This window comes from Allobosea sp. 67-29, assembly GCF_001898115.1.
Classification (GTDB): Bacteria; Pseudomonadota; Alphaproteobacteria; order Rhizobiales; family Beijerinckiaceae; genus Allobosea.
The window spans coordinates 118,588-131,848 of sequence record NZ_MKSQ01000015.1; the positions used below are offsets into that span (position 1 = coordinate 118,588).

Sequence of the window (13,261 nt, forward strand, 5' to 3'; positions counted from 1 at the left end):
CGCCACGGCCGGACGCGCGCATCATGGCCCTGAACGAGCGCAACGTTTTCAATCTTGGCGATTTCCTGCCGTGGAACGAGAACTTCGCGACGCTTTCGGGAACGACCGGCATCGCCTGGAAGAGCGCACGGACCGTGATCGGCCTGTCGTTCAGCGCGGCGCAAGTGCGCTTCGTCGACGGGGCGGACTATATCGGCCTCCGCCGCGGCCACTACCGGCTCCAGCCGAACCTGTTTTTCTCGACGATGCTTGGCAACGCCACGCTGGAGGGCTCGCTTTCGCCGTTCCGGGCCGCCTTCCCGGACAAGGAGTTCGAGACCGTCGAACGCCTGCTTTACACGGTGAAGCTCAAATTGCCCTGGCGTCGCTTCGCGCTCGAGCTCGCCTCGAATCGCCCCGTCGAGGACACGACGCTACCCTTCACGGCCATCGACCTGGTGACGAGCCATGAGGCGAAGGTGACGGCGACGATCGACGAGCGCAACGCCGTGAGCCTGATCGCCCGGCGCAAGACCGACGACTATGTCGGTCTCGATGCCCGCTCCGACCAGAAAAACATCGGCCTCGAATACCAGCGCGCGCTGGGGAACGGCCTTCTTGCGACCGCTTCCGGAAGCTGGCGCAGGACGAAGGAAACCGGACTGGCGCCGATCGATTCGGTCAACCTGCTGCTCGGCTTGCAGAAGCAGATCGATCTGAGCCGCGCCGCCCCGGCCGGCTAACGGCAATCGGAGGGCCGGGAGGCGTAGCGGCACCTCCTCGTGCGAACCGGCGCAGGTGCATGACGGCGGCAGGCACCGCCTCGTTTTTCCTGCTTTCCGATCAGCCCTCGTTCACCTCCGCACGACCAGAATAACCTTCGACTTCGCGCTGGCATCTCCCCGGCGGAGCGGCGGAAAGGAAGCGCCATGTCACCTCGCAAGCTCCTCCTGCCAGCCATGCTCGGCACGCTGCTGCTCTCCGCCTTGCCGGCAAGCGCCCAGTACTACGACCCTTATCGGCGTCCGCCGCCATCCTATGACGATGACTACGAGCGACCGGCTCCGCCCTATGGCTACGGCTATGGCCGGCGCCATTACCGCCCCGCCTATGGCAATCTGTGCGTGACCGGGCGCGGCGACTGCCCGACGCCGCCGCTACCCTACGGCTCGAGCTGCGGCTGCTACATCCCCGGCTTCGGCAACAAGCGCGGCATCGTCCAGTAGCGTCAGGTTTCCGTCAGGCCGCGCGGCCGCTCTCGACGCCCAGATAGCAGATGCCCTCGCCGGGCTTCGCCTTGGGATTGGGGAAGATGATGAAGCCGTCGCGCGGCATGGTCACGATCGTGCCGTCGGCACGACGGGCGATCGGCGTGCCCTTGGCGACGCGGTCGCCCGTCTTCCAGGAGCCTTCGACCCGGTCGCCCTCCACCTCGCAGATGACGAGGTCGTCCATGTGGACGACGGTGCGCTTCGCCGGAGCGGGCGGCGCCTCGTCGGTCAGCGCCAGATGGGCAAGCACGTTGCGGATCGCCCGGTAACCGACCTCGACGGAGGCCGGATCGTCGTGGCGGCCACATTCGAGGGTGACGCCATAGCCGCCGGCGAAACGCATATATTCGGTCGTACCGAAGCCCTCGGTAACAGCGAGCCGCGGCAGATTCAGGCGCTCGCGCGCCGCGATCAGCCGGACATAGATGTCGAGCCAGCCATGGATCATCAGCTCGACGCCGAGGCAGCCGGCGAAGGCGATTTCGGCTGCGGCGTGGCGGAAGGGTTCGAGCGAGCCGCGGTTGTCCTCCGGGCCGAAGAAGACGAAGGGCACGCCCTCCCCGGTGAAGGAATGAACGTCGAGCAGCATGTCGTGCTGCTCCAGCAGGGCCGTCAGCCGGTTGCCGATCCGGTCCTCGTTGTCGACCGGCTGCGGCCGCACGCGCAGGTCGCGGTTGAGGTTGCGGTCACCCTCGCGGGTGTTCTGGCGGTAGGCCTTGGGATTGGCGACGGGCAGGAACGTGACCTCGCCGCGCGCGATATTGACCCGACCGGCGCGGCAGTCGTCGACGACGCGGGCGATCGCGTTCGGCCCGCAGGTCTCGTTGCCATGCACGGCGCCGAAGACGAGGAGCTTCGGCCCCGCCTTCAGCCCGTGGAAGCGGATGGTCTCGAGCGGCGGGTCGATCTGGTCTTGGGGCGTCTGTTGGGTCGGCATCGGTCTATGTCAGGCTTTGCGAAGCTGGGAATGCGGATCGAGAACGTCGCGCAGGCCGTCCCCTAACAGATTGAGGCCGAGCACGGTGAGGAAAATGGCGAGCCCGGGAAAGACCGAGATCCAGGGCGCGGTCGAGATCTGGTCCCGGGCATCGGAAAGCATGGAGCCCCAGCTCGGAAAGGGCGGGCGGATGCCGAGTCCCAGGAAGGACAGCGCAGCCTCCGCCAGCACCGCGCCGCCCATGCCGAGCGTGCCGATGACGATGATGGGCCCGGCGACGTTGGGCAGGATCTGCGTCAGCATGATCCGGAAGGTGCCGTAACCAAGGGACCGCGCCGCCTCGACATAGCCGAGTTGCTTGACCGAGAGCGTCGCGGCCCGGGTCAGGCGGCAGGTGAACGACCAGTTCGTCAGGCCGAGCGCGATCAACAGGCTGGTCAGCCCCGGGCTGAGGATCGCCATGATCGCCAGCGCGAAGATCAGCGACGGGATGGCGAGCATCATGTTCGTCAGGCCGTTGACGAAATCGTCCCACCAGCCGCCCCAGTAGCCTGCGCTCAACCCGAAGGCGACCCCGATCACGGTGTTGATCAGTTGCGAGACGATGCCGACCGTCAGCGAGATGCGGGCCCCATAAAGCACGCGGCTGTAGATGTCGCGCCCCTGGGCGTCGGTGCCGAACCAGAAGTCGGAACCCGGGGGCAGCTCGGCGTTCATCAGGTCGGCGCCCATGACAGGGTCGGAATGGGCGAGCCAGGGGGCGAGGACGCCGCCGATGACGACCGCGGCGAAGCAGGCGCCGCCGATCCAGAGATTGGCACGGAACTTCATGCTTGAGCCTAGCTGTACTTGATGCGCGGATCGACGACGGCGCAGAGCACGTCGACGGCGATGTTCACGACGAGGAAGAACAGGACGATGGTCAGGATGCAGCCCTGCACGACCGGAATGTCGCGCCAGGTCACGCTGTCGACCAGCAGGGAGCCCAGTCCCGGCCAGGCGAAGAGCTTCTCGACCACGACCGCCTGGCCGAGCACGGAACCGAACTGCAGGCCGAGCGTCGTCAGCACGATGACCAGCGCGTTGCGCAGCACGTGCCAGCGGAGCACGCGATACGAGCCGGAGCCCTTGGCGCGCGCGGTGCGGATGAAATCGGCGTGCATGACCTCCAGCACGGCGGCACGGGCCGTGCGGGCGAGCAGCGCCAGCGGCGAGACGCCGAGCGCGACCGCCGGCAGCACGATGTAGCGTGGGTCGCCGTCGCCATAGCCGAAGCTGGGGAACCAGCCGAGCGTCAAGGCGAAGGCGTACATCAGCAGCAGCCCGAGCCAGAACATCGGCAGCGACAGGCCGGAGACCGCAAAGACCATCGACAGCATATCGACCCAGCTTCCGGGCCGCAGTGCGGCCAGAAAGCCGAGCGGCACGCCGACGACGACCGCGAAAAGCATTGCCGCGATGGCCAGCTGGAGGCTCGGCCAAAGCCGCTCGCCGATCAGCGCCGTGACGGGCTGGCGCGTGCGAAAGGAATCGCCGAGGTCGAAGGTGGCAAGGCCGCCGATATATTTCGCGAGCCGTTCCGGCAGGGGCTTGTTGAGGCCAAACTGCTCGTTCATCCGCGCAATCGTCTCGGCATCGACATTGGTGCGCCCGTCAGCCATCTGGCTCGTCGCGAAATCACCGGGAATGACGCTGAACAGCACGAAGATCAGGGCGGCGACCGCCAGCAGGATCGGTATGGCCTGCAGCAGCCGGCGGAAGACATAAGGCAACATGAGACGCTCCTGATTGCGACCTCGGCGGCATGCCGGGGTCGCAATGGCTGGCTCACTGTCATCCCGGGCGGGGCGGCGATCCGGGATCCATGCCGCAATGGTTCGGATGGATCCCGTCCGGCCCCGCGGACGCCGTCCGGGATGACGGCGCGCACTTTCGTGGCCGGAAGACTACTTCGCAGCCGGCGAGGAAGCGTCGACCCAGAGGTCCTCGTAACGCTGCAACGCGAGCTCGGTCGCATTGGGCTGCAGGCCGTGCAGCCAGGGCTGATAAGCCATCACCGCCTTGTTGTAGTTGAAGAACCAGACCGGCGCCTCGTCCTGCAGCATGGCATTGGCCTTCCGCAGGATCGCGAGCTGCTTGTCGGGGTCGTTCTCGGCGGAGGCCTCGTCGATCAGCTTGTCATAGGCCGCGTTCTTGAAGGTGGTGTAGTTGCAGGACGAACGCGGCGTCGCCGAATAGAAGCACTTGAGCTGCGTCAGCGCATCCGGGCCGGAGGTATTCGACCAGATATAGGCCTGGAAGTCGCCCTTGGCGATGACGCCGCCGAGCGCCGAAGTCTCGACCGGCTTGACCTTCACCTTAATGCCGACCTTGGCGAGCATCGGGATCGTCGCCTCGACGATCGGGATGCCCCAGCTCTCGTTCGGCGTCGCGGTCCATTCGAACTCGAAGCCGTCGGGATAGCCGGCCTCGGCCAGCAGCTTCTTCGCCTTCTCCGGGTCGTAGGCATAGGGCTTGGCGTTCTTGTCGAAGGCCGGCACGGAGAGCGGCAGCCAGCTCACGGCGCGATAGGCCTTGTCGCGCACGAGCCGCTTGATGATCAGATCGCTGTCGATCGCATAGTTGATCGCCTGGCGCACGCGCTTGTCGGAGAAGGGCTTGAACGTCGGGTTCATGCCCATGTTGCGGGTGAAGACCTCGGCGACCTCGAGCAGCCCCTTCGACAGGTTCGGGTCGGCCTTGTAGGCGACGTATTGCGACGAGCCGAGGATCGAGACGTCGATCTCCTTGTTGCGGAAGGCGACGTCGCGCGCGGCCGCCTCGCCCATCGGGACGATGACGAGCTTGTCCGCATAGGGCTTGCCGGCTTTGTAGTACTTCTCCCATTTCTCGAAGACCATGCGCGAGCCGGGAACGTGCTCGACGAACTTGAACGGGCCAAGGCCGATCGGCTTGTCGAAGAAGCCCGGCTGCTGCGCTTCCTTGGCCGGCAGGATGGCGGTGGTCGCGCTGTAGAACAGGAAGCCCGGATTGACCTTGTCGGTCATCGTCATCTCGAGGGTGAAGTCGTCGATCTTCTTCAGCCCGGAGATTTCCTTGGCCTGGCCCTTCTGGACCTCGGTCGCACCCTTGATGCGGGCGACGTAGCGCGCGCCGGGGTAGTTCTTCGACCCGTCCATGATCCGGTTGTAGGACCAGATGATGTCGTCGGCCGTCATCTTGCGGCCGTTGTGGAAGAGCGCGTCGTCGCGCAGCTTGAAGGTGTAGGTCAGCCCGTCCGGCGAGACCGAGACGCTCTTGGCCAGCTCCAGCTCCGGCTTGCCCGCCTTCGCGTCCCAGCGATACAGCATGCCGTGTAGCGCATAGCCGTAGATCTCGTCCTGGATCTGGTTCGAGACATGGCTGTCATTGCTGACGAACGACGCGCCATAGGGCGCCGTGAAGCGGATGGTGCCGCCATGGCGCGGTTCCTGGGCTTGCGCCTGCGTGGCAAAAGCCGCCAGCGTCAACGCCGTGGCGAAGGCAAATTTCTTCAACAACACGTCTATTCCTCCCTGTTTCCCTCTGCTCCGGCTGATCCGGATTGGTTTACTTCCAAGTGGAACCATACCGGCTTTGCCGGTGCTGTCTTCCCCCTCCTGCTCATTTTTTTGGCAGTCGGTCGACCTTGGCCGGCGTCCTCGCTCCGCCGTCAGCTCTTTTCGCGCTCATAGACGACCTCGCCGCCAAGGATCGTCAGATCGCAGCGCGTATCCTCCAGGATAGCGGCCGGATCGGCCGTCAACAGGTCGCGCGAGAACACCGCGACATCGGCGAGGAAGCCCGGTACGAGCCGGCCCTTCACGGTCTCCTGCTTCTGCGAGAAGGCGCCGAACTCGGTATAGGCCTGCAGCGCCTCCTCGATCGAGACGCGTTGCGCAGCGTCCATCACCGTGCCCTTCCAGGTCTTGCGGGTGAGCATGGTGTGGAAATTCGGGAAGGGATTGGGGTCGCAGACCGGGGCGTCACTGCCCGTCGCCGGCTTCAGGCCGAGATCGATCCACGTACGGAACGGATAGCTCGGCAGCGCCCGCTCCGGCCCGAGCACCTTGATGTAGGCGTCGCCGAAATCATGGATGAAGACCTGCTGCGGGCAAGGATAGATGCCGGCCTTGACCATGCGCTCGTGTTGCGCGGGCGTCGAGAAGCCGCAATGCTCGATACGGTGGCGCCGATCAGGGTCGGGATAGGCGGCGAGCGCCTTCTCATAGGCCGTGATGAGCTGCTCGATCGCGGCATCGCCGATGGCGTGGCAGACGAGCTGGTAGCCCTTCTTGTGGGCATCGAGCACCATGCGCTCGAGCTCGGCATCCTCCCACATCCAGACGCCGGTGGTCTTGTCTTCGCCGAGATAGGGCTCGGTCATCCAGGCGGTGCGGCCGCCGGCCGAACCGTCGAGGAAGAGCTTGACGCCGCCGATCATCAGCATCTCGTCGCCGGTGCCGGAAATGAGGCCGGCCGCATGGCATTCCGGCACGATCGAGCGGCCGTCGTCGCCGAGCAAGGTCAGCCAGGTCCGGACCGGCAGGCGGCCGTCGCGCTTGGCACGGTGATAGGCGGCGATCTCGCGGAAGCCGCCCTTCTGGCCGACGGCGGCGTCCATGCAGCTGGTGATGCCGAGCGAGAGCAGATACTGCCCGCCGCGCTCGATGCCGGCGATGATATCCTCCTCCGTCGCAGGCGGGATCGCGGCCTGGACGGGCGCGCGGGCGTTCTCGGCGAGCAGGCCGGTCAGACGGCCGTTCTGCTGCTCGATCAGGCCGCCCTGCGGCGTCGGCGACATTTCGTCGATGCCGCCGAGCTTGAGCGCCTGCGAATTGCAGATGGCGACATGGCCGCAGGTGCGGACCAGCATGACCGGATTGTTCGGCGCCGCGCGGTCGAGTTCCTCGCGATAGGGATGGCGGCCGACATCGAGCTTCGTCTGGTCATAGCCGCGCGAGAGCACCCATTCACCGGGCCTCAGCGTCGCGGCGCGGGTCGCGATGGCGTCGAGCAGCGCGTCCAGAGTCGGTGCGGCCTCGGGCTTCGAATCGACCCAGCCCATGGTCATGCCGAGCGAGACAAGGTGCAGATGCGAGTCGTTGAGGCCTGGCGTCGCCAGCCGGCCCCTGAGGTCGATCACGCGGGTCTTCGGCCCGATCAGCGGCTTGATCTCGGCATCGCTGCCGGCGGCCAGGACCTTGTCCCGGAAGATCGCCAGCGCCTCGACGACGCCCTCCTCGCGGCCGCACCAGATCGGCCCGTTGCGCAATACGATATCGGCCTGAATCGCCATGGTGTTCTCCTCAAGTCCAGTCGTCGCGGCTCCTGAGAGCGGCGGTCAGATATCGTCGAGCGGGAAGATCGGGCGGCGGACCTTCTTGTAGGGCCGCTCCTTGAAATTGCGGGTCGAGAGCGCGCCGGTATCGACCTCCAGCACCTCGCGCGCGATCGGCTCGAAGGCCGCGCGGAAATGCTGCATCGACTTGACGATCAGCGTCGATTTCCGGGTCGGATCGACGCCGAGCGAGGTGAACTGGGCGAGGTCGGTCGCCTGGCCGTTATGGGTGATGACGATGATCTCGACGTCGTCGACCCGCAGCAGCGCGGAGAGCCCATAATTGCGCCAGGTGCCGCCGGCCATCGGGCCGTAGCAGATGAAATGGCCGTCGGTCAGCGCCACGACATGGGCGTCGAGATCGAGCGGCCCGCCGCCCATCGTTGGATCAACCTTGCCGCCGAGCTTGATCCGGCCGCGATTGCCGACGCCGATCGCCTGGGCGGCCAGCGCCGCCTCGGGATCACAGATCGCATGGAAGCCGACATTCTTCAGCTTCGCCGCCAGCACGGCGCGCAGCAGACTGGTGGCGTCACCATAGGCGCCGGAGCCGGGATTGTCCGAGTAGTCCGAGATTACCAGCGGCTTGTAGCCGGGCTTGCCAGAATCGACCTCACCGGCCTTGGCGCGGGTGATCGCTTCGACCAGCGGCGTGAAATGGATCGAGGAGAAGCGGCGCTGCTCCCAGGCATAGTCCATCAGCTCTTCGGCGATGTCTTGAGCCTTGCTGCGATCATCGGCCGTGACCGCTATCGAGGGGCCGATATCGTGGACGTCCGCCGAGGAGAATCCGGCCTGGACGCTGACGACCAGCGCATCGCCGGAGGCTTCCAGCGCATCGCCACGGCGCAGCAATTCGAGGAAGGGCGGCGAGGTGGTGCGGCCGCCATCGAGCGCGTAGAGGATGGGGCGCCGGGCGAGCGCGACCTTGGGCTTGATCTCGCCCTTCATCGCGCGCTGCAGCAGTTCGGCCGCCTGCCAAGTCCGCTCGTACTGGTCGATATGGGGATAGGTCCGGTAGGAGATCAGCGCATTGGCGTTGTCGGCCATCAGCTCTGTCACCGTCGCATGCAGATCGAGCACCACGACGACAGGAACATCGGGTCCGATGCGCTTGCGCAGGCGCGCCAGCAGCTCGCCCTCGCCGTCATCCGAGCTTTCCGTCGCCATCGCACCGTGGAGATGCAGCAGCACGCCGTCGACGCCCGAGGCGGCATCGACGATCTGGCCGGCGAAGAGGTCGAAGGCGGCATTGGTGACGCGGCCGGACGGGTTGGCGCCGGTCACCAGCGGATGGACGAGGCTCCAACCGAACTGGTCGGCCGCCTCGAAGGCCGCCCCCATCGAGGTCCGCGTGCCGCGGAAGGCACTGGGGATCTCGTTGTCGCGATAGGCGCCGTGGGCCCTGAAGGTAGCCTCGTCCGTGAGCTGAACACTGAAGGTGTTCGTCTCATGCATGAATTCGGCTATCAGCACCCGCCGCGTCATCGACTTTCCGCTCCCGCTCAATTTTTTTGACATTTTTGGCAAGCCCCCTACGGCATTGCCACCATTTTCCCTGCATACGTGCTCGCAGATCCCGTCGCTTGTCCAGCGACGGTGAATATGCTGAACTCGACGGAACCATCTTGGGCATTGGCGCATTCTCTCGCGACGCTCCGCGAGTCCCTGCCCATGACCGCTTCCCGAACCACCGGCCGCCGCCAGCGCCTGCGCCGCGTTTCGGCAGCCGAGCTGACCATCCGCCGCGTCCGTCATGGCCGCTCTTTCAGCTATCGGGATGTCGAGGACCGGCCCGTCAAGGATGAGGCGACGCTGGCCCGAATCCGCTCGCTCGCCATCCCCCCGGCCTATCGGGACGTGCGCATCGCCTCCGATCCGATGGCGCATCTCCAGGCGGTCGGCCATGACGAAGCCGGACGCCTCCAGCACCGTTACCACCCCGACTGGGAGCGGGTTCGGGAACGCCGCAAGCTGAAGCGTCTCGGCCGGCTGATCGCCGCCTTGCCGAAGCTGCGAGCCCGCATCGCGAAGGATCTGCGCGCCCGCCCGCTTAGCCGCGACAAGGCGCTAGCCTGCGCCGCCGCCATCATCGACCGCTGCCATATCCGCGTCGGCAACGAGACCTACGCCAGGGCCCACGGCAGCCATGGCGCCTCGACCTTGCTGAAGCGGCACGTCGACGTCAAAGGCGCGCGGATCGCGCTGCATTTCCGCGGCAAGAGCAGCAAGGACATCGCCTGTACGATCGAGGACAAGGCGCTGGGCCGCGCCCTGACACGCATCGCCGCCCTGCCAGGCCGGCGCCTGCTGCAATACAAGCGCGACGACGGCAGCGTCGCGCCGATCCGTGCCGCGGAGATCAATAATTACCTGCGAGCGGCCTGCGGCGAGCCGGTGAGCAGCAAGGATCTGCGGATGCTCGCCGCCAACGCCGCCGCCGCCGAACTGCTGCTCGCCAGCGAGCAGGCGGTCAGCGAAACCGGCCGCAAACGCCAGCTCGCAGACATCATGCGCGCGATCTCCGAGCGGCTGGTCAACACGCCCGCAGTGGTGCGCAAGAGCTATGTGCACGCCATCGTCATCGACGCCTATGCCAGCGGCCGGCTGCAACGCAGCTATGAGACGGTGCGCGCCAGCGGCCATTGCTCGCGCATCGAGCGGGCGCTCGGCCGGCTCGCCGGCTGACCAGCGCAACGGCTGCGGCGGAACAATGGCGCCCCCGCAGGGCTTGGTTCCGAAAACCCTCTCAAGGAGAGCCGCCATGACGCAAGCCGATAACCGCGACGACAATCCGAACACGGCCAGGGACGACCGGCGCGAAGCCCGTCTCGCCGAAGCCGGCACCGCCTCACCCTCCGTCGACAGGCGCCGGGCGAGCGATCACACCGACGTCCACGACCCGGGGAGCGATGCGAACGAGACCGCCGACGGCCTCAACGAAAGCGAGGAGGCATTGAGACACGCGATCGAGGACGTCGCCAGCGGCGGCTCACCCGACGAGCCGACCGAAACGGTGCCCGTCTTCGACCGCCGCTCTCTGCCGCCGAAGATCTGACCGGCAATCACGGAAGGAGTTCAGTCATGATCAACCGCACCGTCTCTCCCAAGCCGATCGCCACGCCTCAGCGTCCGGGCCAATCAGCGCATGAGGAGGGGCGGCCTGGCCCATCGCCCGCATCGGAGCACCCCACGGGGCCGGCTCCGCCCTTCGACCCGGATGAGGAAGAGGTGCGCCAGAGCGACGATGCCCGGGGGACGAACGCCAAACGTGCACACGGTTCGTGAGTGCGAGGCAAGGCGCTCTGCGGGCTCCGTCGACTGCTCCCGTCATCAGAAGCCACTTGACGGCGTCCCGACCGGGTATCGTCGGAATAATCTCTCAAGCGACTGTAATAATTGACTAATTTATTTTTCCAACCTCGTGGAACCGACCCTCGTGATTCGACGTTCCCCCGCTGCTGAGTTTTGCGGCGGAGACTGAGATGGACGAGGACAGGATCAAGCGGATCGCACGGGCGATGTGCCGCGCAGCCCGGATCGACCCCGACAAGCCGGCCGGGAACAAGGGCCCCTTCACCATGTCGATGCAGGCGCCGGGACATGACACCCCGCAACCGGCATGGATGCTGTTCCGGCAGGAGGCAGCGCGCTTCGCCGCCCGTCATCGGGATATCGCGCAGACGCTCTGACCATTCGGTGGCGGCCATCCGCAGGCATGCGGCGATGGCTATTCGAAGGCCCGGACCTCCCTGCGGAGGCCGGGCCTTCCAGTGTCCGGCCCTGCAGGGCCGCAATCCCTAGAGGCTCTTGAAGCTCGGATAATAGCCGCGAAAGCTGGTCTCGAGGATGGTCGCGCCGCCGCGCTGCTTCAGCGCCTCGGCAGCCGCGATACCAATCTGCGCCGCCTGACCGGGCGCGCCGCTCTCCGCCGCGACGACACGCTCGGCACCGTCGATCGAAGTGACCTGGGCATGCAGCGTCAGGTCTCCCTCCCGCCATTCCGCGCAAGCTCCGACCGGCAGGCTGCAACCCGCGCCCAGCGCATGCATCATGGCCCGTTCGGCCTCGACCTCCGCCCGCGCCTGGGGACACTCGATCGCCTTGAGCACCGCGATGACGGCATCGTCTTCAGCCCGCGCTTCCAGGCCGAGCGCGCCCTGCCCCACCGCATAAGGGAAGGTCATCGGGTCGAGAACCTCCGAAGAGGCGCCGTCGAGCCCCAGGCGCTTCAGCCCGGCATGGGCGAGGATCACGGCGTCGAGCCCGTCCTCGCCATCGATCTTGGCCAGGCGGGGTCCGACATTGCCGCGGATCGGTACGACGGTGACATCGGGCCTCAGGCTGAGGATCTGCGCCCTGCGCCGCAGCGAGCCGGTGCCGACACGCGCTCCTTGCGGCAGGGCCTCCAGGGTGGTGCCGCAGAGGCCATCGCGCGGATCCTCGCGCGGCGGCACCGAGGCGAGGGTCAGGCCGTCATGCAGGGTCGTCGGCAGATCCTTCAGCGAATGCACGACGAAGTCGACCTCGCGATTGACGAGCTGCTGCTCGTGCTCGATGGCGAAGACGCCGACCATGCCGAACTGATGGAATTCCGACTTGCGGTCCTTGTCGGCGATCGTCGCGATCTGGCACAGCGTGAACTCGGCCTGCGGGAACCGCGCCTTGATCAGGCCCATGACATGGTTGGTCTGAGCCATCGCCAGCGGGCTGCGGCGCGTGCCAATCCTCAGATGCATCGGCTGAACTTTCGTCTCGGTCTGGTCCGCGGCCGCGTCGAAGCCTGCGGCCGGTGTCGTATCGCGCCGCTATATCAGCCGCCCGAGGCGCTGACGAGAGCACCACCCGGCGTCATTCCGCTGCGCGCTCCGAAGACTGCAGCCTGCGAAGAGCCCGCTCCAAGACCTCATGAACCCGCTGCTCCTGCATCTGGGCGACATTGAAGCGCATGAACTCGCCGGCCGACTGGCCCACGCTGAAGACGTTCCCCGGCGCGAGCACCACGCCCTCGGACAGCGCCAGGCGCGACAGCTCCGCCGCATCGACGCCCTCCGGCAGCCGGCACCAGAGATAGAAGCCGCCCCGCGGCATCAGCCAGGGCCGGATGCCGAGCGCCTGCAGCCGCGCCGCCTCGCTGCGCCTGGCCCGTGCAAGCCGGCGGCGGACATCCTCCATATGCTTGCGATACCCGCCGCCGGCGAGCAGGTCGGCGATCAGCCCGCACGCGATGGGGCTCGGACCGCCGAAGCTGGTGGCGATCTGCAGGTCGACGAGCCCCTCGATCCAGTCCGGGCGGGCCGCGACATAGCCGCAGCGGACCGAGGCCGATAGCGTCTTGGAGAAACTGCCGATGCGGATGACCCGGTCCAGGCCGTCGAGCACGGCGAGCCTGGGCGACGGCTCCGGCTCGAAATCCGCGAAGATCTCATCCTCGACGATGATCATGTCATGCGCGGCAGCGACGCGGAGCATGCGGTAGGCGACCTGCGGCGACACCGTCACCCCGGTCGGATTGTGAAGCGCCGCGTTGGTGAGATAGAGGCGCGGCCGTTCCGCACCGACGACGTTTTCGAAAGCTGCGAGATCGGGGCCGTTCGGGGTGTAGGGTACGCTCAGCAAGCGCAGCTGATGCGCCCGCAGCAAGGCACGGAAGTTGAAATAGCAGGGATCGTCGACGAGCACGGCATCACCGGGCTGGAGCAGAAGGCGGCAGAC

The 13,261-nt window shown here is 66.6% G+C and carries 13 protein-coding genes; 5 read left to right on the forward strand and 8 right to left on the reverse strand.

From position 1 onward, the window contains the following. The first annotated feature begins 23 nt into the window (after nt 1–23). Both BGO20_RS13635 and BGO20_RS13640 read left to right on the forward strand, forming a co-directional pair. On the forward strand, nt 24–722 hold the full coding sequence (locus BGO20_RS13635) for a hypothetical protein (RefSeq protein WP_291664080.1): 699 nt from the start codon (nt 24–26) through the stop codon (nt 720–722). 186 nt (nt 723–908) lie between these two features. Continuing rightward, nucleotides 909–1,205: a hypothetical protein gene (locus BGO20_RS13640; protein ID WP_291664079.1), complete on the forward strand. Its 297-nt coding sequence runs from the start codon at nt 909–911 to the stop codon at nt 1,203–1,205. 13 nt (nt 1,206–1,218) lie between these two features. Here BGO20_RS13640 and BGO20_RS13645 read toward each other — a convergent pair whose 3' ends face one another. From BGO20_RS13645 to BGO20_RS13670, 6 genes are all read right to left on the reverse strand, one after another. Next, nucleotides 1,219–2,187: a succinylglutamate desuccinylase/aspartoacylase family protein gene (locus BGO20_RS13645; protein ID WP_291664078.1), complete on the reverse strand. Its 969-nt coding sequence runs from the start codon at nt 2,185–2,187 to the stop codon at nt 1,219–1,221. A gap of 9 nt (nt 2,188–2,196) precedes the next feature. After that, nucleotides 2,197–3,018 carry an ABC transporter permease gene (locus BGO20_RS13650; RefSeq protein ID WP_291664077.1) on the reverse strand — a complete coding sequence of 274 codons (822 nt, stop codon included), beginning with the start codon at nt 3,016–3,018 and terminating at the stop codon, nt 2,197–2,199. A gap of 8 nt (nt 3,019–3,026) precedes the next feature. After that, a complete protein-coding gene (locus BGO20_RS13655; RefSeq protein WP_291664076.1) occupies nt 3,027–3,962 on the reverse strand; it encodes an ABC transporter permease in 936 nt (311 codons plus the stop codon). 171 nt (nt 3,963–4,133) lie between these two features. Then, nucleotides 4,134–5,723 carry an ABC transporter substrate-binding protein gene (locus tag BGO20_RS13660; protein WP_291664185.1) on the reverse strand — a complete coding sequence of 530 codons (1,590 nt, stop codon included), beginning with the start codon at nt 5,721–5,723 and terminating at the stop codon, nt 4,134–4,136. Between the two features lie 155 nt (nt 5,724–5,878). Beyond that, nucleotides 5,879–7,504: an amidohydrolase gene (locus BGO20_RS13665; protein WP_291664075.1), complete on the reverse strand. Its 1,626-nt coding sequence runs from the start codon at nt 7,502–7,504 to the stop codon at nt 5,879–5,881. Nucleotides 7,505–7,549: 45 nt separating this feature from the next. Further along, nucleotides 7,550–9,034, reverse strand: a complete 1,485-nt coding sequence (locus tag BGO20_RS13670) for a M81 family metallopeptidase (protein WP_291664074.1) — start codon at nt 9,032–9,034, stop codon at nt 7,550–7,552. Nucleotides 9,035–9,220: 186 nt separating this feature from the next. Here BGO20_RS13670 and BGO20_RS13675 point away from each other — a divergent pair, with 186 nt between their 5' ends. The 3 genes from BGO20_RS13675 (at nt 9,221) to BGO20_RS13685 (ending at nt 11,238) form a co-directional block, all read left to right on the forward strand. Continuing rightward, nucleotides 9,221–10,234, forward strand: a complete 1,014-nt coding sequence (locus BGO20_RS13675) for a DNA topoisomerase IB (protein ID WP_291664073.1) — start codon at nt 9,221–9,223, stop codon at nt 10,232–10,234. Between the two features lie 76 nt (nt 10,235–10,310). After that, nucleotides 10,311–10,604 carry a hypothetical protein gene (locus BGO20_RS13680; protein ID WP_291664072.1) on the forward strand — a complete coding sequence of 98 codons (294 nt, stop codon included), beginning with the start codon at nt 10,311–10,313 and terminating at the stop codon, nt 10,602–10,604. 427 nt (nt 10,605–11,031) lie between these two features. After that, nucleotides 11,032–11,238 carry a hypothetical protein gene (locus tag BGO20_RS13685; RefSeq protein WP_291664071.1) on the forward strand — a complete coding sequence of 69 codons (207 nt, stop codon included), beginning with the start codon at nt 11,032–11,034 and terminating at the stop codon, nt 11,236–11,238. 108 nt (nt 11,239–11,346) lie between these two features. Here the strand turns inward: BGO20_RS13685 and hemC are convergent, their stop codons facing one another. After that, on the reverse strand, nt 11,347–12,285 hold the full coding sequence (gene hemC, locus BGO20_RS13690) for a hydroxymethylbilane synthase (protein ID WP_291664070.1): 939 nt from the start codon (nt 12,283–12,285) through the stop codon (nt 11,347–11,349). A 112-nt stretch (nt 12,286–12,397) separates the two neighbouring features. Continuing rightward, the coding region (locus BGO20_RS13695) for an aminotransferase-like domain-containing protein (protein ID WP_299858123.1) at nt 12,398–13,261 on the reverse strand (864 nt) is incomplete at its 5' end.

What these genes read in the sequence shown, in the direction of transcription:
- BGO20_RS13680 (WP_291664072.1), top strand. Translation starts at nt 10,311, where the DNA reads ATGACGCAAGCCGATAACCGCGACGACAATCCGAACACGGCCAGGGAC.
- BGO20_RS13645 (WP_291664078.1), bottom strand. Translation starts at nt 2,187, where the DNA reads ATGCCGACCCAACAGACGCCCCAAGACCAGATCGACCCGCCGCTCGAG.
- BGO20_RS13675 (WP_291664073.1), top strand. Translation starts at nt 9,221, where the DNA reads ATGACCGCTTCCCGAACCACCGGCCGCCGCCAGCGCCTGCGCCGCGTT.
- BGO20_RS13670 (WP_291664074.1), bottom strand. Translation starts at nt 9,034, where the DNA reads ATGACGCGGCGGGTGCTGATAGCCGAATTCATGCATGAGACGAACACC.
- BGO20_RS13640 (WP_291664079.1), top strand. Translation starts at nt 909, where the DNA reads ATGTCACCTCGCAAGCTCCTCCTGCCAGCCATGCTCGGCACGCTGCTG.
- hemC (WP_291664070.1), bottom strand. Translation starts at nt 12,285, where the DNA reads ATGCATCTGAGGATTGGCACGCGCCGCAGCCCGCTGGCGATGGCTCAG.
- BGO20_RS13655 (WP_291664076.1), bottom strand. Translation starts at nt 3,962, where the DNA reads ATGTTGCCTTATGTCTTCCGCCGGCTGCTGCAGGCCATACCGATCCTG.
- BGO20_RS13635 (WP_291664080.1), top strand. Translation starts at nt 24, where the DNA reads ATGGCCCTGAACGAGCGCAACGTTTTCAATCTTGGCGATTTCCTGCCG.
- BGO20_RS13665 (WP_291664075.1), bottom strand. Translation starts at nt 7,504, where the DNA reads ATGGCGATTCAGGCCGATATCGTATTGCGCAACGGGCCGATCTGGTGC.
- BGO20_RS13650 (WP_291664077.1), bottom strand. Translation starts at nt 3,018, where the DNA reads ATGAAGTTCCGTGCCAATCTCTGGATCGGCGGCGCCTGCTTCGCCGCG.
- BGO20_RS13685 (WP_291664071.1), top strand. Translation starts at nt 11,032, where the DNA reads ATGGACGAGGACAGGATCAAGCGGATCGCACGGGCGATGTGCCGCGCA.